This window comes from Pseudomonas japonica, assembly GCF_900188455.1.
Classification (GTDB): Bacteria; Pseudomonadota; Gammaproteobacteria; order Pseudomonadales; family Pseudomonadaceae; genus Aquipseudomonas; species Aquipseudomonas japonica.
The window spans coordinates 39,528-59,952 of the sequence record NZ_FZOL01000018.1 but is presented as its reverse complement, the minus strand read 5'-3'; the positions used below and the strand labels follow the sequence as shown (position 1 = coordinate 59,952).

Below are 20,425 nucleotides of genomic sequence, written 5' to 3'. Positions count from 1 at the left end.
CGCGTGATGACCAGGCTATGACAACTCCCTTGGCTGTCTCATCATGCGAGCGGATAGTCCAACAGAAAGTTCATTCGATCACCAGCGGTACTTTAGACCGATGCGATCTAATGTCCGCACCAGACGGCAGCCTTCATGTTCAATCCGCTTTCCTCCCGCCAGCGCCAGGCACTGCACCTGGCGTGGCGCTTCGTGCGCCCCTATCGCCGGCAGTCGCTGCTGGCCTTGCTGGCCCTGATCGTCACCGCCGGCATCACCCTGTCCATGGGCCAGGGCATCCGCCTGCTGGTCGACCAGGGCTTCGTCACCCGCTCGGCGGAACTGCTGGGGCAGTCCATCGCCCTGTTCATGGCGCTGGTGCTGGCCCTGGCGGTCGGTACCTTCACCCGCTTCTATCTGGTGTCGTGGATCGGCGAGCGGGTGGTGGCCGATGTTCGCCAGCAGGTGTTCGACCACCTGATCAGCCTGCATCCGGGCTTTTTCGAGAACAACCGCAGCTCGGAGATCCAGTCGCGCCTGACCGCCGACACCACGTTGCTGCAGTCGGTGATCGGCTCCTCGCTGTCGTTGTTCCTGCGCAATGCGCTGATGGTCATCGGCGGTATCGTCCTGCTGTTCGTCACCAATCCCAAGCTGACCAGCATCGTGGTCCTGGCGCTGCCGCTGGTGCTGGCGCCGATCCTGGTCTTCGGGCGGCGCGTGCGCAGCCTGTCGCGGCAGAGCCAGGATCGTATCGCCGACGTCGGCAGCTATGTCGCCGAAACCCTCGGCCAGATCAAGACGGTACAGGCCTACAACCACCAGGGGCGGGATCGCCAGCGCTTCGGTGAAACGGTGGAGGCGGCATTCGCCACCGCGCGCAAGCGCATCGTCCAGCGCGCCTGGCTGATCACCCTGGTGATCGTGTTGGTGCTGGGCGCGGTGGGGGTGATGCTCTGGGTCGGCGGCATGGATGTGATCGCCGGACGCATTTCCGGTGGCGATCTGGCCGCTTTCGTCTTCTACAGCCTGATCGTCGGCAGCGCCTTCGGCACCCTCAGCGAGGTGCTCGGCGAACTGCAGCGCGCCGCCGGGGCCGCCGAACGCATCGCCGAGCTGCTGGCGGCGCGCAGTGAAATCGTCGCACCAGCCGAGGGCGCGACCAGGCTGCCAGCGCGGGTCCGTGGCGAACTGGAGCTGCAGGGCGTGCGCTTCGCCTATCCGTCGCGGCCGGGTCGTCCGGCCATCGACGGTCTCGACCTGCGCGTGCAGCCGGGCCAGACCCTGGCCCTGGTGGGTCCGTCGGGGGCGGGGAAGTCGACCTTGTTCGACCTGCTCCTGCGTTTCTACGACCCGCAGGAGGGGCGCATTCTCCTCGATGGCCAGCCGTTGACCGCCCTCGATCCCCAGGACTTGCGCCGGCATTTCGCCCTGGTGGCACAGAACCCGGCGCTGTTCTTCGGCAGTGTCGAGGACAACATCCGCTATGGCCGCGCCGACGCCAGTTTCGCCGAGGTCGAGGCCGCCGCGCGCAGCGCCCATGCCCATGAGTTCATCCTGCAACTGCCGCAGGGTTACCAGACCCATCTCGGCGATGCCGGCCTCGGCCTCTCCGGCGGTCAGCGCCAACGCCTGGCCATCGCCCGTGCCTTGCTGGTGGACGCGCCGATCCTGTTGCTGGACGAAGCCACCAGCGCCCTCGACGCGCAAAGCGAACACCTGATCCAGCAGGCCTTGCCCACCCTGATGGCGGGGCGGACCACGCTGGTGATCGCGCATCGCCTGGCCACCGTGCAGCATGCCGATCGCATCGCGGTCATCGAGGGCGGGCGAATGGTGGCGATAGGCACTCATCGGCAACTGATCGCGGAAAACCCGTTGTACGCGCGCTTGGCGGCGCTGCAATTCGGCCCGGAATAGAGCGCTGGAGCCCTTGTTTACAGAAATGTGACAAGCTCGACATGAGTTGTCACATTTCTGTAGCAATCCCCTGAGAGTATCCGTCTCGGCTGTTGTGCAAATGCTTGATGCCGTTGGCTGTCATGGTCAGATGGCAGTGTTCTGTGCCCGTGAATCGACGACATGGATGTCTTTGGCTGGCTTGCTGCCGGCGCTTTCCATCCCTTGTTCCGAGATCCCGCCGATGTCCTTGCGTACCTCCCTGCGACTGCAAATCCTCGCGCTGCTCGCCGGCAGCCTGCTGGCGATGCTGCTGATTGCCCTGGTCTGTTTCCGCCTGCTGTCCGCCAGTGTCGATGGCTACAGCCAATTGCTCAGCGGTCCGCTGCGCGCTTCGCAGCAGATCGACGAAGCCAACCTGCAGTTCAAGATCCAGGTTCAGGAGTGGAAGAACGTACTCCTGCGCGGCAAGCAGCCGGCGGACCTGGACAAGTACTGGCAGCAGTTCCAGGCCCAGGAACGACTGGTTCAGGACATCCTCGGCCAACTGGTGCGGGAGAACGGCGGCGATGCGCAATTGCGCGCCAGTCTCGGCCGCCTGCAGGAGAGCCACCGCCAATTGGGCGAGGCCTATGCCCGCGGGCGTGAAGCCTTCCTCGCCGCCGGCAGCGATCCGACCGCTGGCGACCTGGCGGTGAAGGGGGTCGATCGCGCCGCCAGCGAGCAGATGAGCGCACTGGTCGGCGAGTTGCGCGCCAGCGCTTCGGCCCAGGCCGCCGCGCTCAGCGACGATGCGCAGCGCACCGTGTGGCTTGGCCTGCTGGTGATGCTGGGGTCGGCCCTGGCCATCGGTGTACTCAGCCTGTGGCTGGTCAACCGCAGCCTGATCGAGCCGATCCGCCGCCTGATCGACTATGTCGCTCACCTCAGCCAGGGGCGCTTCGACGCCCGTGTCGCCAGCGATCGACAGGATGAACTGGGGCGCCTGGCCGTCGCGGCCAACACCTTGCGCGACTTCCTCGCCGACACCGTCGGCCGCCTGCAGGACAATGCCGGCGAGCTGGAAAGCGCCAGTGGCGACCTGCGCAAGCTGGCCGGTGGCATGGCCCGTGGCACCGACGATCAGTTCCAGCGTACCGACCAGGTGGCCACGGCGATGCACGAGATGTCCGCTACCGCCCAGGAAGTTGCCCGGCATGCCGCCGAGGCCGCCAGGGCGGCCGACGACGCCGACCACAGTGCCCAGGCCGGCGAGCAGGTGATGCAGGCGACCATCGATACCATTTCCCGGGTCAACGCCGAGATCAGCGGCACCGCCGTGGTGATCCGCGATCTGGAGCAGGACAGTGCACGGATCGGCAAGGTGCTGGAGGTGATCCGGGGCATCGCCGAGCAGACCAACCTGCTGGCCCTCAACGCCGCCATCGAGGCGGCGCGGGCCGGCGAGGCCGGGCGCGGTTTCGCCGTGGTGGCGGATGAAGTGCGCAACCTGGCCCAGCGTACCGCTTCGTCGATCGCCGAGATCAACCAGATCATCAGCGCCGTGCAGTCCGGCGCGGTGGAGGCGGTGAAGGCCATCGAGAGCGGCCAGGTGCGTTCGCGGGAGGGCGCCGAGCAGGTGCAGAGCGCCGGCGAGATGCTGCAGCGCATCACCCTGGCGGTGGAGGCGATCCGCGATATGAACCGGCAGATCGCCACGGCGGCGGAGGAGCAAACCAGCGTGGCCGAAGATATCTCGCGCAATCTGGTCGAGATCACCCGTATCGCCACCGACAACCAGGACGCGGTGCAGCGCACTGAACATGCCGGCCACCGTCTCCATGAGCTGTCCGGTCAGCTGGGTGAAGTGACGGCGCGGCTGAGTGCCTGAGCGCATTGGGGCTGCTTTGCAGCCCTTTGCGACCCGGGGGAAATCCGCCACTCGCCGGGAATATCGCCGGCATTGATGGCGGAATCCCGCCAGAAAAAACGCCCGAATGTAGGGTGCGACCATGCGCCTCGCCTATTGGCCATTGGTCTTGTCAAAGTTGGCCTGCTTCGTGCTTTAACGGCGCGCGGGCCAAGCCCCGTTCAAAGACCATGGGTTGCCACGGCAGCTCCGGCAGAAAGACCGCTCCCCGCATCGAAGATACCCCAGCCACCCGCCAGCGTTCGGCCCGGCACAACCGTCCGGTCCAGCCACATGCTCGGCACACGTGTGAGCAGAACGATAAAACCAGGGCGTGCACCCGGGTGCGGCGGTCAGGCCAATACCTTCACTTCAATTGGATTGAATTATGAAAAAAATCCTTTTGGCGCTCCTGTGCCTGAGCGTCATTGGTTGCTCCAAGCCCAGTGAACCGGAAAAGACCGTCGATGTCCTGCTGATCGGCGGCGGCATCATGAGTGCCAGCCTGGGCACCTACCTGCACGAACTGGAACCGAACTGGTCGATCGACATCTACGAGCGCATGGACCAGGTCGCCGAGGAAAGCTCCAACGCCTGGAACAACGCCGGTACCGGCCATTCCGCGTTCTGCGAGCTGAACTACACCAGCGAGAGCGCCGACGGCTCCATCGACATCAGCAAGGCCGTGGGCATCAACGAGCAGTTCGAGATATCCAAGCAGTTCTGGTCCTACCAGGTCGAGCGCCAGGTCCTGAACAACCCGGGTTCGTTCATCAACAACGTGCCGCACATGAGCTTCGTCTGGGGCGACAAGAACGTCGAGTTCCTGCGCAAGCGCCATGCCGCCCTGCAGCACAGCTCGCTGTTCCGTGGCATGGAGTACTCCGAGGACCACGCGCAGATCGCCCAGTGGGTACCGATCGTGATGGAAGGCCGCGCCGCGGACCAGAAGATCGCCGCGACCCGCATGCCGATCGGCACCGACGTCAACTTCGGCGAAATCACCCGTCAGCTGGTGGGCTCGCTGACCAAGAGCGACAAGGTCAGCCTGAACCTGCGTCACGAAGTCCGCGACATCAAGCGCAACGCCGACAACAGCTGGACCGTGGTGGTCGCCGACCTGGGCAACAACGGCGTGGAAACCAGCGTCAAGGCCAAGTTCGTCTTCATCGGTGCCGGTGGCGGCGCGCTGAAGCTGCTGCAGAAGTCCGGCATTCCTGAAGCCGAAGGCTATGCCGGCTTCCCGGTGGGCGGCCAGTTCCTGATGACCGACAACCAGGACATCGTCTCCCGGCACAAGGCCAAGCTGTACGGCAAGGCCTCGGTCGGTGCGCCGCCTATGTCGGTTCCGCACCTCGACACCCGCATCATCGACGGCCGTGAAGTGCTGCTGTTCGGTCCGTTCGCGACCTTCTCCACCAAGTTCCTGAAAAATGGTTCGCTGCTGGACATGTTCGCCGCGCTGAACAGCCACAACATCATGCCGATGACCCATGCCGGCATCGACAACATCGACCTCAGCACCTACCTGATGGGTCAGCTGATGCTCAGCTTCGACGACCGCATGACGGCGCTGCGCGAGTACTTCCCGAACGCGAAGAACGAAGACTGGAAACTGCTGCAGGCCGGCCAGCGCGTGCAGATCATCAAGAAGGACGCGGTCCATGGCGGCATCCTGCAGTTCGGCACCGAAGTGGTAGCGTCCCAGGACGGCTCCATCGCCGCGCTGCTGGGTGCGTCGCCAGGCGCCTCGACCGCCGCGCCGATCATGCTGACCGTGCTGGAAAAGACCTTCAAGGATCGCATCAAGACCCCTGAGTGGCAGGCCAGGCTGAAGGAAATCGTGCCGACCTATGGTCAGAAGCTGAACAACGACCTGGAACTGACCAACAAGACTCGCGAGTGGACCAGCTCGCGTCTGGGTCTGACCTATGTTCCGGTGTTGCCGGAAGAACAGGCTGTGGCTGAGCCGGTGGCTGCTCAGTAAGACTGTCGGGACCGCTTCGCTCCTACGGGTGTACGCGACAATCCTGTAGGAGCGAGCTTGCTCGCGAAAGGGCCGCAAAGCGGCCCCAAACCCGTCAACTCAAGCAAGACGGGCCCCCTTCGCTATCAATGCTTCTTCTTGCCCAGGTGATTGCCCAAGGCCCCACCTGCCGCGCCACCCACACCCGCGCCGATCGTCGCGCCGGTGCTGCCGCCCAGCTTGTCACCCAACAGCGAACCCCCCGCGGCACCCAGGCCGCCACCGACCGCCGCCTTGGTCTTGTTGCCCTTGTTCGCCGCCACGGCACTGCCTGCCGCACCGCCGACACCGGCACCGATGGCCGCGCCGGTCTTGCCACCGATCTGCTGACCCACCACGTTGCCCAGGGCCCCGCCCAGGCCGCCGCCGAGTGCGGCGGTGCCATCGCCGGCGACCGCGCCTTGTGCGAACAGCAGGCCCAGGGTGACGGCGACAATTGTCTTGCGCATGTGAAACGACCTCGAGAAAGAGCGTGCCTTCAGGCACGCGAAACGGCGCGGCCCGCGTTGCGGATCGCGCCAGGGATATACCGGGGGACATACATGACAAAGCCCGCGGTAGGCGGGCTTTGTCGATGAGCGATTTGGTCGGAGAGACAGGATTCGAACCTGCGGCCTTCTCGTCCCGAACGAGACGCGCTACCTGGCTGCGCTACACTCCGATGAAGAAAATTCTACTCAAAAATTTCACTTCGACAAGCCCCCAACTCAGACCGATCGGGGGCATTTTCCGAAGTTTTCTTACAGCTCTTTCACGGTGCGGATCTGGTCCTTGTTGACCCGGGTGCGCTTGCCATCCAGTTGCTCGAACTCGTAGAAGCCGGAGTCTTCGTCGTAGGACGGCGTGTCGACCGCCTGGATCTCGCGCCCGTCATTGAGGGTGATCACGGTTGGCGAGGCGCAGCCGGCCAGGGCGCCGATACCGAGAGCGAGCAGGAATGCGGGAAGGGTCCGTTGAATCATGGGTAAATCTCCAATTGAGTGAGGCCGTATAGTTCGTTAAGACGCAAACGGTTACAGCAAGTTCCTTGCGAGTTGAGCGTAGCCTTCAATCGGCGTATTGATCGGGCGCAATGCTCCCCCGGGTTGCCCGCGCCGGGCAACGCTTCCCTGTGATATAACTCCGGCCATTCCCTTCGTTCAACGGACCCAATGCCATGAAAGCCAAGGCAGACGCCCCCTTCGTGCCCCTCAATATCGCCGTGTTGACGGTCAGCGACACCCGCACCCTGGAAACCGATACCTCCGGCCAGGTCTTCGTCGATCGCCTCGGCGCGGCCGGCCACAACCTCGCCGCGCGGGTGCTGCTCAAGGACGACCTGTACAAGATTCGCGCCCAGGTTGCGACCTGGATCGCCGATGACGTGGTGCAGGTGGTGCTGATCACCGGCGGTACCGGGTTCACCGGGCGCGACAGCACCCCGGAAGCGGTGGCCTGCCTGCTGGACAAGCAGGTCGATGGTTTCGGCGAGCTGTTCCGGCAGATTTCCGTGGCCGATATCGGCACGTCCACCGTGCAGTCCCGCGCCCTGGCCGGCCTGGCCAACGGCACCCTGGTGTGCTGCCTGCCGGGCTCGACCAACGCCGTGCGCACCGGCTGGGACGGCATTCTCGGCGAGCAACTGGACAACCGTCATCGCCCGTGCAACTTCGTCCCGCACCTGAAGCAGGCCGCGCCCTGCGAAAGCCGTGGCTGAGGCGCCAGCGGCCAGGCCGCTGATGCCGGTGGAAGCCGCACTCGAACGCCTGCTGGCCTTGGCCGAAGCCGCGCCGATCGAGGACGTCGAGGACGTCGCCGTGGCCGATGCCGAGGGCCGGGTGCTGGCGACCGACCTGCATGCCACGCTTGATCTGCCGCCATGGCCGAACAGCGCCATGGACGGTTACGCCCTGCGCGTGGCCGACTGGACCGGCGAGCCGCTGCCGGTGAGCCAGCGGATCTTTGCCGGGCATGCGCCGGAGCCGCTGCAGCCTGGCACCTGCGCGCGGATCTTCACCGGGGCACCGGTCCCCGCGGGCGCCGACTGCGTCGAAATGCAGGAAAACACCGAGGTGCTGGCTGACCAGCGGGTGCGCTTCAGCGAGGCCCTGCACGCCGGTCAGAACATTCGCCCGCAAGGCCAGGAAACCCGGGCTGGCGAGTTGGTGCTGGTCGCCGGTACCCGACTGGGCCCGATCGAGCTCGGCCTGGTCGCGACCCTGGGTTACGCCCGTATCCAGGTGGTGCGCCGGGTGCGGGTGGCGGTGCTGTCCACCGGCGACGAACTGGTGGAGCCGGGCCTGCCGCTGGGGCCGGGACAGATCTACAACAGCAACCGCCGCCTGCTGTGCAGCTGGTTGCAGCGCCTGGGCTGCGAGGTGGTGGATGGCGGGATTCTTCCGGACGATCTGCAACTGACCCGGCAGAGCCTGGGGCGCCTCGATTCCGTTGACCTGATCCTGTCCACCGGTGGCGTTTCGGTGGGCGAGGCCGATTACCTCGGCATCGCCTTGCGCGAGGCCGGCGAACTGGCTTTGTGGAAACTCGCGATCAAGCCGGGCAAGCCGTTGACCGTGGGGCAATACAACGGTGTGCCGGTGATCGGTCTGCCGGGCAATCCGGCGTCGACCCTGGTGACCTTCGGTTTGCTGACCCGGCCCTATCTGCTGCGCCGCCAGGGCGTGCGGGAGGTGAAGCCGTTGCAGTTCGCCGTGCCGGCGGGTTTCGACTGGCCGAAGGCGGGCAACCGTCGCGAATACCTGCGGGCGCGCCTGGAGCAGGGCAGGGCGCAGATCTATCGCAACCAGAGTTCCGGCGTGCTGCGCAGCGCGGCCTGGGCCGAGGGCCTGGTCGAGGTGCTGGAAGGCACTACGCCGCGGCAGGGGGATATCGTGCAGTTCATTCCCCTGAGCGAGTTGCTTGGCTGAGGTCTCCTGGCGTTCTTGAAGGTGTCATCGCAGGCAAGCCAGCCTACGGGTTGTGATCAACCCGGAACCCGTAGGCGCTGGCTTGCCTGCGATGAGCATGGGTATCTACACAATCTGGATAGCTGCCGAAGTCATTGTGGGAGCGAGCTTGCTCGCGAACGGGCGCGAAGCGGCCGCAAAACCTGAGTGCAGAGTTTGTCAGACAGACCCGGAACTCAGATTTTGCGACGGCTGCGCCGCCGTTCGCGAGCAAGCTCGCTCCCACAAGGTTCGTGTCGGCCACTTGTGTAGATACCTATGCAGCGATGAGGCCCTCAAGCCGAACAAGGACATTTCAGGAAAGCGGCATCACCCCACCCGCCACATCGCCCATCGCCAGCGGCCGGCTGGCCAGCCGCTGATGCACCCCTTCCAACTGCGCCGCCGCCACGCTCCAGTCATGCCGCTCGCGCACGAAGGCCCGTCCGGCGTCCGCCAACTGATGCATGCGCTGTGGCTGGCTGAGCAGACGGGTGATGGTCAGGGCCAACTCGTCCGCGCCGTCGCCACCGAGATAATGCTCGCCGTAGCGCACCTGCAACCCTGAAACCCCCTGCTGCGTGGTCACCACCGGCAATCCCGCGGCCATGGCCTCCAGCAGCTTCACCTTGCACCCACCACCATGGCGCAATGGGGCGAAGAACAGCGCCGACAGACGCTGCAGCTCACGCAGGTCCGGCAGGTAGCCCACCCATTCGATACGCGGGTCGTTCCAGTGCAGTTTCCAGTGTTCCGGCAGCGCATGGCCGACGATGGCCAGGCGCACGGCCGGGTTGTGCTGCCAGACCTGCGGCAGGATGTCTTCCAGCGCCCATTCCAGGGCTTCCTGGTTGGCGCGGTATTCGAAGTTGCCGACGAACAGCAGGCGCTGGCTGTGCGGCGCGAAATCGATGTGCTGGTAATGCGCGCAATCGACGCCGTTGACCACCACCTGGGTCGGTTTTCCGGTCAGTTGGCTGATCTCCTCGGCATCGCACGGGCTGACCGCCACCACCTCGCTGGCCTGCTTCAGGACCCGGGTTTCCCAACGCCGATAGCGCCAGCCATCGAAACTGTTGAACGGGCGCAGCCACAGCGGCAGGCGGTCCTGGCACACCGCGCCCTTGCACCACTCGACGTGGTGTTCGCTGACGATGAACGGCCGGCCGCTGGCCTGCAGGGCTCGTTCGAAGGGCTGGAAGCTGTAGCTGTGTTCGATCTGGATCACGTCCCACTGCTCTTGCAGCAGGTTTTCGAAATGATGACGCAGATGCGGCGCCAGGCCGTTGATGCAGGTGCGCATGGGGTAGCCGGCGGACACCGCAGCGACCATGTTCAGCGGGCTGTGCACGGCACGGCGGGGGATGACGATCAGGCGCTCCACCAGGGGCGCCAGGGCCTCTCGCGCGGCCTCGCAGAGGGGAACCTTGGACTGGGTCAGCAGGGTGATGCGGTGACCTCGCTGCGCCAGGCCGCGCAACAGGTTGAACTGGCGGGTCTTGCTGCCACTGGTGGTCGGCCAGGGCAGATAGGGCAGTGTCCAGAGTACGCGCATGACACTTCCTCGCTTGCCGTAGGGCGTGAGCGGTGGAACGAAAAGCGCCCGCGGCGTCAGTCGGTGGCTGACTCCCGAGCGCGGCCGTACAGATCGGTAAAGCGCACGAATGTCTTGTGCAGCAGGCTCTGGCCGTCGGGCAGCGAGATGAACGGCTTGGGCAGTGCCTCGCGGGACACCGGCCAGAGCCGGGTGCCGGTGCCGCCCGCGATGATGCAGGGAATCAATACACTCATTGTCATGCCGCCTCGGTGCGCCGGGCAGAAGGCCGTCGCGGGTGTTTCGTCAATAAAGTGACTCTGCGTTTCGCTTGCTCAGGTTTTGCCAATTATTTGTCGAAGCATGGTCGCGGATGCGGGATCTTTCAATGTCATTCGTAAGATTGCGCAAACTTTGCTTGTGGGATGTGCAGCAAATTGCCCAGGTCCGTGGTCGAGATAGGAGGTCGCAACCAGGCGAGAGGGAGAGCTTCGATGGGCGAACGCAAAGCGCTGCTGATTCTGCATGGCAAGCAGGCGATGAACGAGGAGGTGCGCGGCGCGGTGCGGGGCCTGCGCGAGCGTGGCTGGCAACTGGACGTGCGCCTGACCTGGGAGGGCGGCGATGCCCAGCGTCTGGTGGAGGAGGCGTTGGCGGCGGGTTATCCACGGCTGATCGCCGGCGGCGGCGATGGCACCCTGCGCGATGTCGCCCATGCCATGGTGCTTGCCGGCGCGCAGGCCAGCCTGGCTCTCCTGCCGCTGGGCACCGCCAACGACTTCGCCCGGGCCGCGGGTATTCCTCTGGAGCCGGAGGCGGCCCTGGCATTGCTCGACAGCGAGGCGCGGCCGATCGACCTGGGCGAGGTCGATGGCGAGGTGTTCCTCAACATGGCTACCGGTGGCTTCGGCAGCCAGGTGACCGCGCAGACCTCGGAAGAGCTGAAGAAGGTGCTTGGCGCCGCCGCCTATCTGTTCACCGGCCTGTCCCGTTTCAGCGAGCTGAGCGCGGCCTCGGTCAGCCTGCACGGTCCGGATTTCCACTGGCAGGGCGAGCTGCTGGCGCTGGGGATCGGCAACGGTCGTCAGGCCGGCGGCGGCCATGTGCTGTGCCCGGAGGCGGTGGTGGACGATGGCTTGCTCGACATCAGCATCCTGCCGGCGCCGCAGGAAGTGGTCGGCACCCTGCGTGACCTGCTCAGCGATGGCCTGGGCCTGGACAGCATGTTCGTGCGCGCGCGCCTGCCGTGGGTCGAGATCAAGGGTTCGCAAGGGCTGGACATCAACCTCGATGGCGAGCCGCTGCAGGGCGACAGCCTGCGCTTTCGCGTGCTGCCCGCGGCCTTGCGCCTGCACCTGCCGGCGCAGTCGGCGCTGCTCAGTCGTCGAGGCTGATGATCTGCTCGCGCACGGCGAACAGCACCAGGCCGGCCACGTCGTAGATCTGCAGGCGTTTCATGATCTGCGAGCGGTGGGTCTCCACGGTCTTGACGCTGAGGCCGAGGCCGTTGGCGATCTCCCGGGTGGATTTGCCGCGGACGATCAGGCGCAGGATCTCCAGCTGGCGGGCGGTGAGGTTGTGGGTTTCCACCGGCTCGGCCTTGTGCCCGCGCAGCAGTGCCTGGTTGATCACCGTGTGGGCGATGGCCGGGCTCAGGTAGCGCTCGTCGGCGCTCAGTGCGGCCAGGGCCTGCTCCAGTTCGGTGGCGGTGGTGTCCTTGAGCAGGTAGCCGTGGGCCCCGCTTTCAAGGGCCTGCATGATCAGTTGCGGGTCGGTGTGCATCGACAGGATCAACACTTTGCAACGGCTGCCTTCGGCCTGCAGGCGGCTCAGGGCTTCCAGGCCGCCCATGGAACGCATCGACAGGTCGAGCAGGACGATGTCCGGATCGAGTTGCCGGACCAGCTCCACCAGCTGGCTGCCATCGCAGGCTTCGCCCACCACGGTATAACCCGGGATGTCGGATACCAGGGCGCGCACGCCGGCGCGAATCAGGGAATGGTCGTCAACCAGCAGCAATTTACAGGTCATGAAGTCTTACTTGAATTGGCGCGCTCGCGCGTACGGGGTGGCCAGGGGAAGAGCGCATCGATCCGCGTGCCCTTGCCGGGTTCGCTGTGGACCGTGAGGCTGCCGTTGAGCAGGTGCGCGCGTTCGGCCATGCCGGCCATGCCGCACTGGCCTTCCTCGCCAGGGTTGGAAGAGGGCAGGAAACCCTGGCCGTCGTCGCTGATCGACAGCGCCAGGCCTTCGGGTTGGCGCTGGAAACGCACGATCAGGTTGTGCGCCCGGGCATGGCGCAACACGTTGGTCACCGCTTCCTGCGTGATACGGAAGGCGGCCATGGCCATGTCTTCCGGGAGACCGTCCAGGCGGCTCCTGCATTCCAGGCTCCAGCGCACCTCGGTGTTGTCCAGGGCGCGCAGCAGGTGGGTGCGCAGGCTGGCCTCCAGGCCCAGGCTGGCAAGCTGGCGCGGGGCGAGGCTGCTGGCCAGGTTGCGTACGTGGGACAGGGTTTCGTCCAGGGTGCCGCGCAGGGTATCGCAGTGGGCCTGCAGGTCTTCCGGGAGACGTCGCTGCAGCCACTCGCCCTGCAGCTTGGCGGCGGTGAGCAACTGACCGATGTCGTCATGCAGTTCGCGGCTCAGGCGCTGGCGTTCGGCTTCCTGGACCTTGAGCAGACGATCGGCGAGTTCCTGCGGCGACATCAGGATGTTGTCCTTGCGTCGTTGCGGCAGCCACAGCAGGCCCAGCAGGGTGAACCCCTGCAGCAGCAGCAGGGGCGCGGGCAGCGGGCGGGCATTCAGATAACAGAACAGGGCGAGCAGCAGCGACGCCAGGCACAGCAACACCACGGACCGATGCAGCAGGGCCAGGCCGCGCGGGCATCGCGTGAAAGTCTTGAGGCTTGAGTACACGGGAAATGAAGCCACTGAAAGATCACTTTTCAAAGCCGGTCCGGGGTTGATTGAAAGGCTTTTCCGGAAGGCCTTCAACAACTTTTGTCATCGTGTCGCAGCGGGCAGCCGGGCACTTTTTCAGTGCGCTGAAAACGCCATGTTCCAACAATGGAAACAGTCGGCAGCCGGCTCGGGCGGCGCATGGTATCACTTCAGACCCGATTGGTCGTCGGGACTGTCGATGGTCGGCGGAGTCAGGTTTTACGGGGTGGTACGCGCGTTCCGTCGGGCGCGGATTCTAGCACCATGCCACTACGGTTGGCGAACTTGAACTTTCATTTAAAGGGCGCATGTGCTGTTTCCGTATTGATGGAGTTGTATGGAAAGAAGCTGCTTAGTTGTCGTTTAGAGTGCTGGGAAAACACACCTATATGTAAGCCCGGTATTTTTCAAGGCAGTTTCTAGTTTGACTTTAGTTGTAGGCGATTACCCTGGCGAGTGCTCTGCCAGAAGGGTTGCCACGGTGTCGGCGACAGTGGCGGTGTCGACGTCAGGCCGATTGTTGGTGGCTTTGCGCGGCGGCTTGCAAGGTACTTTCCAGACTGCCCAGCAATTCATGCTGTTCCTCGGCGTCGAGGTTGAGCGTGCCGTCGTACGGGTCCACCAGTTCCAGCTGCCAGGCCAGCAGGCAGATGCTTGCCTCCAGAATGGCCAATGCCGGGCCATGCAAATGTTTGCGTCGCTCGATCGTGTCGAGCACGGTGCACAGTTGCCGGCAGAAATCGGCGATCTGCACCTGCTCCTGGGCTCCGGCCCGGTCCCTCAGGGTGGCGAGGGTATGGATCAGGCAATGGCTGGCGTCGGCGTCCTCGCCAATCAGGCGAAAATGCTGCAGGCATTCCTGCGCCCGGTTCAGCAACTGGTGGGCATCACCCAGAAAATCCTGCAGGGCACTCATATCCGGCAAGTCCTTCGGCATCAGTCGGTTCCTCCTGAACACCAGCGGAAAGCGCGGACGCAAGCGGACGAACGGTCAGGAACGGAGGCTGGCCACAGCGAAGTGATAGCGAACAAAGGCCTGACTCCATTCATGCATTGAGAATGGCGTCACATTAATGGCTTACGGATATCACGAATATCAGGTCCAACCCGATTGTTGATAAGGGTTTCCCTGATGAGGTTTTTCCGGTGTCACCCCGTTGCGGGGTAGGGGGAAGGGGTTGCAAGCGCAGTAAAGCATGATGCTAAAGTGACATCAATGCCCCCGGGTGGCTTTTTCTTCCGGGGGTCAAGCTGAGCCGCAAGCGGCCGATACAAGGCTGATGCTTTTTACCTTTTGCAACAACCCCGGGGGATTCAATGGCTGGCATTCTCGACACGGTAGACCAAAGAACACAGCTGGTAGGTGAGAACCGCCTGGAAATCCTCATGTTCCGCCTCGCGGGCCGCCAGTTGTTCGCGATCAACGTCTTCAAGGTGCAGGAAGTCCTGCAACTGCCGAAACTGACCCTGATGCCACAGCGCCACAGCTTTGTCTGCGGCGTGGTCAACCTGCGCGGCCAGACCCTGCCGGTGATCGACCTGTCCCAGGCGATCGGCATGCGTCCGCTGGAACCGGGGCCGAACAGTACCATCATCGTCACCGAGTACAACCGCTCCGTGCAGGCGTTTCTGGTCGGCGGGGTCGACCGCATCGTCAACATGAACTGGGAAGCCATCATGCCGCCGCCGACCAGCGCCGGCCGCCAGCACTACCTGACCGCCATCAGCAAGGTCGACGAGCAACTGGTGGAGATCATCGATGTAGAGAAGGTCCTGGCGGAAATCGTTCCCTACAACGCGAAAGTTTCCCGGGAAAAACTAGACGATCCGATCCTGCGGCGTGCCCACGGCCGTGAAGTGCTGCTGGTGGACGACTCCACGGTGGCCCTGGCGCAGTTGCGCGAGACCCTCTCGCAACTGGGCATGAAGCTGCACGTGGCCAGTGATGGACTCAAGGCCCTGCGCCTGCTCAAGAGCTGGGCGGATGCCGGCGAAGATGTCTGCGAGAAGCTGCTGATGGTCTTCACCGATGCGGAAATGCCGGAAATGGATGGTTACCGCCTGACCACCGAGATTCGCAGCGATGCCCGCCTGCGTGGCTTGTACGTGGTGCTGCATACCTCGCTTTCCGGCAGTTTCAACGAGTCCATGGTGAAGAAGGTCGGTTGCGACAACTTCCTTTCCAAATTCCAGCCCGATCGCCTGGTGGAAGTGGTGCGCCAGCGCCTGGAGATGGATCAGGCCACCGTCTGAGGCGTCGTCGCTCGCCCGGCAGCGTTTGCCGGGCAACGGGTGTAAGCTGCTGGCTTTTCCCAGGGAGCATGTCGTATGCGTCTGAGTGCGCTTTATCGTTACCCGCTCAAGTCGGCGCAAGGCGAGGCCTTGCAACGCTCGCCATCGGGCCTGCTGGGGCTGGAAGGCGATCGTCGCTGGATGCTGGTGGATGCCGGCAACAACCGTTTTCTCACCCAGCGCGCATTCCCGCAGATGAGCCAGCTTTCGGCGCTGTACGCCGCCGATGGCGGGTTGCAGCTCGATGCGCCGGGCCTGTCGACCTTTCATGTGCCGATCCCCGAGCCCGACGATGCGCTGCGTGGCGTGACCATCTGGCGCGACACCCTGCGCGTGCCGGACGCCGGCGATGCCGCGGCGCAGTGGCTGAGCACCTTCATGGGGCGCGACGTGCGCCTGGTGCATGTGCCGCAATCGCGCACCCGCTACCTGCCTTCGGGCTATGGCGAGAACAGTGACCGGGTGGCCTTCGCCGATGGATTCCCGCTGCTGCTGATCGGCCAGGCGTCGCTGGATGACCTGACGCAGAAGGTCGGGCGGCCCATGGAGATGATGCGCTTCCGCCCCAACCTGGTGATCGAGGGCGCCGAGCCCTTCGCCGAGGATGGCTGGAAGCGCATCCGCATCGGCCAGCAGACCTTCCGCGTGGTCAAGCCGTGCGGACGCTGCATCCTCACCACCATCGACCCGGCCAGCGGTGAACGCAGCCCGGACCGCGAGCCGTTCGCGACGCTGATGAACTATCGGCAGAAGGAGGGCGAGGCCATGTTCGGGCAGAACCTGGTGGCGGACGGCGATGGGGTGCTGGAGGTGGGGATGGCGGTGGAAGTACTGGAGTAAGGGGTGGTGGGACCGCAAAGCGGTCCCGGGCCTGCATCACTGATCGTCGAAATAGCGCTCGTGCCAATCCACCAGCGGCTGCGGTGAATTGAGCTTCTGCCCGTAGATCACCGCATACGACAGCACGTTCTGTACGTACTGGCGGGTTTCGTCGAACGGGATCGATTCGACCCAGACGTCGAAACTCAGGTGGTCGGCGCCGCGCAACCACTGCCGCACCCGGCCGGGGCCTGCGTTGTAGGCCGCCGAGGCGAGCACGCGGTTGCCGTTGAACTGCCCGTGCACCTGGCTCAGGTAGGCCGCGCCCAGCTGGATGTTCTTGTCCGGATTCAGCACCTGGGCCGGCGAGGCTAGGGGGATGCTGAACTTGCGCGCGGTTTCCTTGGCGGTGGCCGGCATCAGCTGCATCAGGCCAGAGGCGCCGACACTGGAGCGGGCGTCGTCCATGAACGCGCTTTCCTGGCGAGTGATGGCGAACACCCAGCTCGAATGCAGGCCGCGGACCTTGGCTTCACGCACCAGGGTGTCGCGGTGGGCCATCGGGAAGCGGATGTCCAGGTCATCCCAGTACTGCGCCTGGCTGATGGTGCGGATGGCCGGGAAGTACCAGCGCAGGTCGTAGGCGATGCGCGCCTGGGCGACCATCTCGTCACGGGTGAAGTGACGGCTGACGTGGTACCACTCGCGACGACCTTCGACGATCTGCCCGCGGGCATGGAATTCCAGGGCACGGCGCACGCCCGGGGCGTTGCGGACCTTGTTCATCAGTTGCTGGCTGATCACCAGCGGCTTGTTGTTCAACTGGTAGGGCGTCTGCGTCCGGTCGGCGGCGAGGAAGCCATAGAAATCACGCTCGCGGGCGACGGTCTTGTACAGCAGCGGGATCTGCGGGTTCTGCGGTTGCGCCAGCTCCAGGCTGCGCGCCTGCCAGTAGCGCCAGCGGTTGGTGCTGGCCAGGTCCTGCGGCAGGCGCTTGCTCAGCTCGTAGGCTTCTTCCCAGCGCCCGAGGCGCAGGAGCAGGCGCATGCGCCATTCGCTGACGGTGTTGTCGCGCAGTTGCGGATCGTAGCGGGTCATCAGGTCCAGCGCCCGCGGGTCGTAGCGGCGGGCCAGGGTCAGGCCGATCTCGCGGGCGATGGCGACCTTCTCCTCGACCGAGAAATGCATGCGGTTGGCGTAGTCGTCGAGCAGCGCCATGGCCCGTTCCGGGTCCTGGCGCGCGAGGCGCCGCAGGCCGAGGCTGACCACGTCGGACATGGCCTCGTTGGTCGGGCTGAAGCGCGACGGCTGGTTGAGCAGTTCCGGCTTCTGCGCCACGTCCAGCAGCAGGCGGCCTTCGTTACCCAGGGTCGGCAGGGTCTTCACCAGCGTGTTGGCCAGTGCGTAATTGCGCGCCTGGGCGGCCAGCTTGGTGCGCAGCCAGCGCTTCTGCTCGGTCAGTTGGCCTTCCGCGGCCCAGCGCTCGAACAGCGCATCGCAGGCGGCCGGTTGCGACTTGCCTACCGCCCAGAGCTTGTCGGCGGTGGCATAGCCTTCGGCGCGCAGGCCATGAACCAGCTGGTACTGGCCATTGAGGCAGTCCAGCTCGGTGAAATTCAGCTTGGGATCGTAGTACTTGACGAAGGGCTTCCAGTCGCCGCGTTCGGCCAGCCAGCGCAACCAGCGCAGTTTCATCCAGTTGGCCTGGGGCAGATCGCCGTTCTTCGCGAGGAAGGCTTCGATCTCGGCATTGCTCGCGGACTTCAGGCGGGCGGTGAGTTCGTCGTAGGCCAGGTACGGCTCCAGCGGGTAGTCCTGCAGGGCGGCGGCGTAACGTCGATACGGGCCGCTGTCGCCCTTGGCCAGCGCGCGCTTGGCTTCGTCGTACATCTGGCGTTGTTGGGCGAGATCGGCGGCCTGCGCGACACTGGCCACGGAGGCCGAGAGCAGCAGGCAGGAAACGAGGTTGAGCAGGCGGCGCATGATACTTCCAGACAGTTGACCAAAACGAGTGTCGGCGTCGCCAGCACTGTGGGTTCACGAACCTAAGCTTAGCCGTTTGCCCGCCGTGGATGAAAGCATTGTGCTTGCATCCGGACGTAATGCCGTGCCGCCGGGCGGATGGGATGCGGGCTGTGTCGTCCAGCCAAGTCGGGTAGAATGCGCGCCCGCTTTCTGGAGAAGAACATGAGCCTGCTCAAATTCAGCGATGTCTGCCTCGCCTTCGGCGCCATGCCCCTGTTGGACAAGGTGTCCTGGCAGATCGCCCGTGGTGAGCGGGTCTGCATCATCGGCCGCAACGGTACCGGCAAGTCGAGCATGCTGCGCCTGGTCAAGGGCGACCAGAAACCCGACGACGGCGAGATCTGGCGTGCCCCGGGGCTGAAGATCGGCGAGCTTCCGCAGGAACTGCCGGTGGCCGACGAGCGTACCGTGTTCGACGTGGTCGCCGAAGGCCTGCAGGGCGTCGGTCGCCTGCTCGCCGAGTACCACCATCTGAGCCAGAACATCCACAGCGATGCCGATCTGGAAAAGCTCATGCACGTCCAGCACGACCTCGAAGCCCGTGACGGCTGGCGCCTGCAGCAACTCGTGGACAGCACCCTGAGCCGCCTGCAACTGCCGGCCGACAAGACCCTCGCCGAACTCTCCGGTGGCTGGCGTCGCCGCGTGCTGCTGGCCCAGGCCCTGGTGTCGGAGCCGGACCTGCTGCTGCTCGACGAACCGACCAACCACCTGGACATCGGTGCCATCGCCTGGCTGGAAGACGCCTTGAGCGGTTTCAACGGTGCGGTGCTGTTCATCACCCACGACCGGTCCTTCCTGCAGAACCTGGCCACGCGCATCCTCGAACTGGATCGCGGCGGCCTGATCGACTGGAATGGCGACTACGCCAGCTTCCTGGTGCACAAGGAAGCGGAACTGGCTGCCGAGGAAACCGCCAACGCGCTGTTCGACAAGCGCCTGGCCCAGGAAGAAGTGTGGATTCGCCAGGGCATCAAGGCCCGGCGGACCCGCAACGAAGGCCGTGTGCGGGCGCTGAAGGCGCTGCGGGTGGAGCGCGGTGAGCGTCGGGAGCGCCAGGGCAAGGCGAATATCCAGATCGAGGCGGCGGAGAAGTCCGGCAAGCAGGTCATGGTCCTCGACAATGTCAGCTTCGCTCATCCGGGCGGTCCGGCCCTGGTCAAGGATTTCTCCATGGTCCTGCAGCGCGAGGACCGCATCGGCCTGCTCGGTGCCAACGGTACCGGCAAGACCACGCTGCTCAAGCTGATGCTTGGCGATCTGCAGCCGTCCAGCGGCAAGGTGGAATCCGGCACCCGTCTGGAAGTGGCCTATTTCGACCAGTTGCGCAACCAGCTCGATCTGGAAAAGACCGTGATCGACAACCTCGCCGAAGGCCGTGACTTCATCGACATCGACGGGCAGAGCCGGCATGTCCTGAGCTATCTCGGCGACTTCCTGTTCAGCCCGCAGCGTGCGCGTACGCCGGTCAAGGCGCTGTCCGGTGGCGAGCGCGCGCGCCTGCTGCTGGCCAAGCTGTTCAGCAAGCCGGCCAACCTGCTGGTGCTCGACGAACCGACCAACGACCTCGACGTGGAGACGCTGGAACTGCTGGAGGAGGTCCTGTCCGGCTACAAGGGCACCGTGCTGATGGTCAGCCACGACCGGGCCTTCCTCGACAACGTGGTGACCAGCACCCTGGTCTTCGAAGGCGAGGGGCGGGTACGCGAGTACGTCGGTGGTTATCAGGACTGGATTCGCCAGGGCGGCTCGCCGCGCCTGCTGGGCGTGAGCGAGAGCAAGTCGGGCAAGTCCGAGCTGAACAGCGCAGTGGTTGCCGCGCCAGTTGCCGAACCCGCAGCCGCTCCGGTTGCCGCGGCGCCGGAAGCGAAGAAGAAGCTCAGCTACAAGCTGCAGCGCGAGCTGGAGGCTCTGCCGGGGCAGATCGAGGAACTGGAAGGGAAGATCACTGCGGTGCAGCAGGAAATTTCCGATTCCGGCTTCTATCAGAAGCCGGCTGCCCACACCAGCAAGGTCCTGGCCGATCTGGAAGCGATGCAGGTCGAGCTGGACACCTTGGTGGAGCGCTGGGCGGAACTGGATGGCTGATCAATGAAA

At 64.8% G+C, this 20,425-nt stretch carries 16 protein-coding genes, 1 tRNA gene and 1 pseudogene; 9 read left to right on the top strand and 9 right to left on the bottom strand.

The features are described from left to right. The first annotated feature begins 135 nt into the window (after nucleotides 1–135). The 3 genes from CHB99_RS20440 (at nucleotide 136) to mqo (ending at nucleotide 5,753) form a co-directional block, all read left to right on the top strand. Nucleotides 136–1,899 (top strand): ABC transporter transmembrane domain-containing protein, encoded by a 1,764-nt coding sequence (locus tag CHB99_RS20440; protein WP_042124290.1) that lies wholly within the window; start codon nucleotides 136–138, stop codon nucleotides 1,897–1,899. A 223-nt stretch (nucleotides 1,900–2,122) separates the two neighbouring features. After that, on the top strand, nucleotides 2,123–3,748 hold the full coding sequence (locus CHB99_RS20435; RefSeq protein ID WP_042124292.1) for a methyl-accepting chemotaxis protein: 1,626 nt from the start codon (nucleotides 2,123–2,125) through the stop codon (nucleotides 3,746–3,748). Nucleotides 3,749–4,154: 406 nt separating this feature from the next. Then, nucleotides 4,155–5,753, top strand: a complete 1,599-nt coding sequence (gene mqo, locus CHB99_RS20430; RefSeq protein WP_042124294.1) for a malate dehydrogenase (quinone) — start codon at nucleotides 4,155–4,157, stop codon at nucleotides 5,751–5,753. Between the two features lie 125 nt (nucleotides 5,754–5,878). On the opposite strand, the gene CHB99_RS20425 is transcribed toward mqo, so the two are convergent. From CHB99_RS20425 to CHB99_RS20415, 3 genes are all read right to left on the bottom strand, one after another. After that, a complete protein-coding gene (locus CHB99_RS20425) occupies nucleotides 5,879–6,241 on the bottom strand; it encodes a glycine zipper domain-containing protein (RefSeq protein ID WP_042124296.1) in 363 nt (120 codons plus the stop codon). 135 nt (nucleotides 6,242–6,376) lie between these two features. After that, a tRNA-Pro gene (locus CHB99_RS20420) sits at nucleotides 6,377–6,453 on the bottom strand. 79 nt (nucleotides 6,454–6,532) lie between these two features. Next, nucleotides 6,533–6,754, bottom strand: a complete 222-nt coding sequence (locus CHB99_RS20415; protein WP_042124298.1) for a YgdI/YgdR family lipoprotein — start codon at nucleotides 6,752–6,754, stop codon at nucleotides 6,533–6,535. Between the two features lie 194 nt (nucleotides 6,755–6,948). Between CHB99_RS20415 and moaB the strand changes: the two genes are divergently transcribed. Together moaB and CHB99_RS20405 are read left to right on the top strand one after the other, a co-directional pair. Next, entirely contained in the window at nucleotides 6,949–7,488 is a 540-nt protein-coding gene (gene moaB / locus CHB99_RS20410) for a molybdenum cofactor biosynthesis protein B (RefSeq protein ID WP_042124300.1), read from the top strand. 22 nt (nucleotides 7,489–7,510) lie between these two features. Further along, nucleotides 7,511–8,698, top strand: coding sequence for a molybdopterin molybdotransferase MoeA (locus CHB99_RS20405; RefSeq protein WP_042124301.1), 1,188 nt, complete (start codon nucleotides 7,511–7,513; stop codon nucleotides 8,696–8,698). A 334-nt stretch (nucleotides 8,699–9,032) separates the two neighbouring features. Here CHB99_RS20405 and CHB99_RS20400 read toward each other — a convergent pair whose 3' ends face one another. Both CHB99_RS20400 and CHB99_RS20395 read right to left on the bottom strand, forming a co-directional pair. Beyond that, nucleotides 9,033–10,271 carry a glycosyltransferase family 4 protein gene (locus CHB99_RS20400; protein WP_042124303.1) on the bottom strand — a complete coding sequence of 413 codons (1,239 nt, stop codon included), beginning with the start codon at nucleotides 10,269–10,271 and terminating at the stop codon, nucleotides 9,033–9,035. Between the two features lie 97 nt (nucleotides 10,272–10,368). Continuing rightward, nucleotides 10,369–10,507 (bottom strand): annotated as a pseudogene (locus tag CHB99_RS20395) (sugar phosphate nucleotidyltransferase); the annotation flags it as partial. A gap of 237 nt (nucleotides 10,508–10,744) precedes the next feature. Here CHB99_RS20395 and yegS point away from each other — a divergent pair. Continuing rightward, the gene (gene yegS / locus CHB99_RS20390; protein ID WP_042124305.1) at nucleotides 10,745–11,644 is read left to right on the top strand and encodes a lipid kinase YegS; all 900 of its coding nucleotides are present in this window, start codon (nucleotides 10,745–10,747) and stop codon (nucleotides 11,642–11,644) included. On the opposite strand, the gene CHB99_RS20385 is transcribed toward yegS, so the two are convergent. The 3 genes from CHB99_RS20385 to CHB99_RS20375 form a co-directional block, all read right to left on the bottom strand. Continuing rightward, nucleotides 11,628–12,281 (bottom strand): response regulator, encoded by a 654-nt coding sequence (locus CHB99_RS20385; protein WP_042124307.1) that lies wholly within the window; start codon nucleotides 12,279–12,281, stop codon nucleotides 11,628–11,630. The genes yegS and CHB99_RS20385 overlap by 17 nt on opposite strands. Then, nucleotides 12,278–13,183 carry a sensor histidine kinase gene (locus CHB99_RS20380; protein ID WP_377698380.1) on the bottom strand — a complete coding sequence of 302 codons (906 nt, stop codon included), beginning with the start codon at nucleotides 13,181–13,183 and terminating at the stop codon, nucleotides 12,278–12,280. Before CHB99_RS20380 ends, CHB99_RS20385 begins: the two co-directional genes overlap by 4 nt. A gap of 517 nt (nucleotides 13,184–13,700) precedes the next feature. Continuing rightward, nucleotides 13,701–14,108 (bottom strand): histidine kinase, encoded by a 408-nt coding sequence (locus tag CHB99_RS20375; RefSeq protein WP_141137320.1) that lies wholly within the window; start codon nucleotides 14,106–14,108, stop codon nucleotides 13,701–13,703. Nucleotides 14,109–14,509: 401 nt separating this feature from the next. Here CHB99_RS20375 and CHB99_RS20370 point away from each other — a divergent pair, with 401 nt between their 5' ends. Next, complete coding sequence (locus CHB99_RS20370; RefSeq protein WP_042124313.1) at nucleotides 14,510–15,445, top strand: chemotaxis protein; 936 nt, start codon at nucleotides 14,510–14,512, stop codon at nucleotides 15,443–15,445. A gap of 75 nt (nucleotides 15,446–15,520) precedes the next feature. Next, nucleotides 15,521–16,324, top strand: a complete 804-nt coding sequence (locus CHB99_RS20365; RefSeq protein WP_042124315.1) for an MOSC domain-containing protein — start codon at nucleotides 15,521–15,523, stop codon at nucleotides 16,322–16,324. Between the two features lie 36 nt (nucleotides 16,325–16,360). On the opposite strand, the gene CHB99_RS20360 is transcribed toward CHB99_RS20365, so the two are convergent. Next, nucleotides 16,361–18,286: a transglycosylase SLT domain-containing protein gene (locus CHB99_RS20360; RefSeq protein ID WP_042124317.1), complete on the bottom strand. Its 1,926-nt coding sequence runs from the start codon at nucleotides 18,284–18,286 to the stop codon at nucleotides 16,361–16,363. 204 nt (nucleotides 18,287–18,490) lie between these two features. On the opposite strand from CHB99_RS20360, the gene CHB99_RS20355 reads away from it, so the two are divergent. Further along, nucleotides 18,491–20,416 carry an ATP-binding cassette domain-containing protein gene (locus tag CHB99_RS20355; RefSeq protein ID WP_042124319.1) on the top strand — a complete coding sequence of 642 codons (1,926 nt, stop codon included), beginning with the start codon at nucleotides 18,491–18,493 and terminating at the stop codon, nucleotides 20,414–20,416. Nucleotides 20,417–20,425: the final 9 nt, after the last annotated feature.

What these genes read in the sequence shown, in the direction of transcription:
- CHB99_RS20375 (WP_141137320.1), bottom strand. Translation starts at nt 14,108, where the DNA reads ATGAGTGCCCTGCAGGATTTTCTGGGTGATGCCCACCAGTTGCTGAAC.
- CHB99_RS20385 (WP_042124307.1), bottom strand. Translation starts at nt 12,281, where the DNA reads ATGACCTGTAAATTGCTGCTGGTTGACGACCATTCCCTGATTCGCGCC.
- mqo (WP_042124294.1), top strand. Translation starts at nt 4,155, where the DNA reads ATGAAAAAAATCCTTTTGGCGCTCCTGTGCCTGAGCGTCATTGGTTGC.
- CHB99_RS20405 (WP_042124301.1), top strand. Translation starts at nt 7,511, where the DNA reads ATGCCGGTGGAAGCCGCACTCGAACGCCTGCTGGCCTTGGCCGAAGCC.
- CHB99_RS20365 (WP_042124315.1), top strand. Translation starts at nt 15,521, where the DNA reads ATGCGTCTGAGTGCGCTTTATCGTTACCCGCTCAAGTCGGCGCAAGGC.
- CHB99_RS20440 (WP_042124290.1), top strand. Translation starts at nt 136, where the DNA reads ATGTTCAATCCGCTTTCCTCCCGCCAGCGCCAGGCACTGCACCTGGCG.
- CHB99_RS20355 (WP_042124319.1), top strand. Translation starts at nt 18,491, where the DNA reads ATGAGCCTGCTCAAATTCAGCGATGTCTGCCTCGCCTTCGGCGCCATG.
- yegS (WP_042124305.1), top strand. Translation starts at nt 10,745, where the DNA reads ATGGGCGAACGCAAAGCGCTGCTGATTCTGCATGGCAAGCAGGCGATG.
- CHB99_RS20425 (WP_042124296.1), bottom strand. Translation starts at nt 6,241, where the DNA reads ATGCGCAAGACAATTGTCGCCGTCACCCTGGGCCTGCTGTTCGCACAA.
- CHB99_RS20360 (WP_042124317.1), bottom strand. Translation starts at nt 18,286, where the DNA reads ATGCGCCGCCTGCTCAACCTCGTTTCCTGCCTGCTGCTCTCGGCCTCC.
- CHB99_RS20400 (WP_042124303.1), bottom strand. Translation starts at nt 10,271, where the DNA reads ATGCGCGTACTCTGGACACTGCCCTATCTGCCCTGGCCGACCACCAGT.
- CHB99_RS20435 (WP_042124292.1), top strand. Translation starts at nt 2,123, where the DNA reads ATGTCCTTGCGTACCTCCCTGCGACTGCAAATCCTCGCGCTGCTCGCC.
- CHB99_RS20415 (WP_042124298.1), bottom strand. Translation starts at nt 6,754, where the DNA reads ATGATTCAACGGACCCTTCCCGCATTCCTGCTCGCTCTCGGTATCGGC.
- CHB99_RS20370 (WP_042124313.1), top strand. Translation starts at nt 14,510, where the DNA reads ATGGCTGGCATTCTCGACACGGTAGACCAAAGAACACAGCTGGTAGGT.
- moaB (WP_042124300.1), top strand. Translation starts at nt 6,949, where the DNA reads ATGAAAGCCAAGGCAGACGCCCCCTTCGTGCCCCTCAATATCGCCGTG.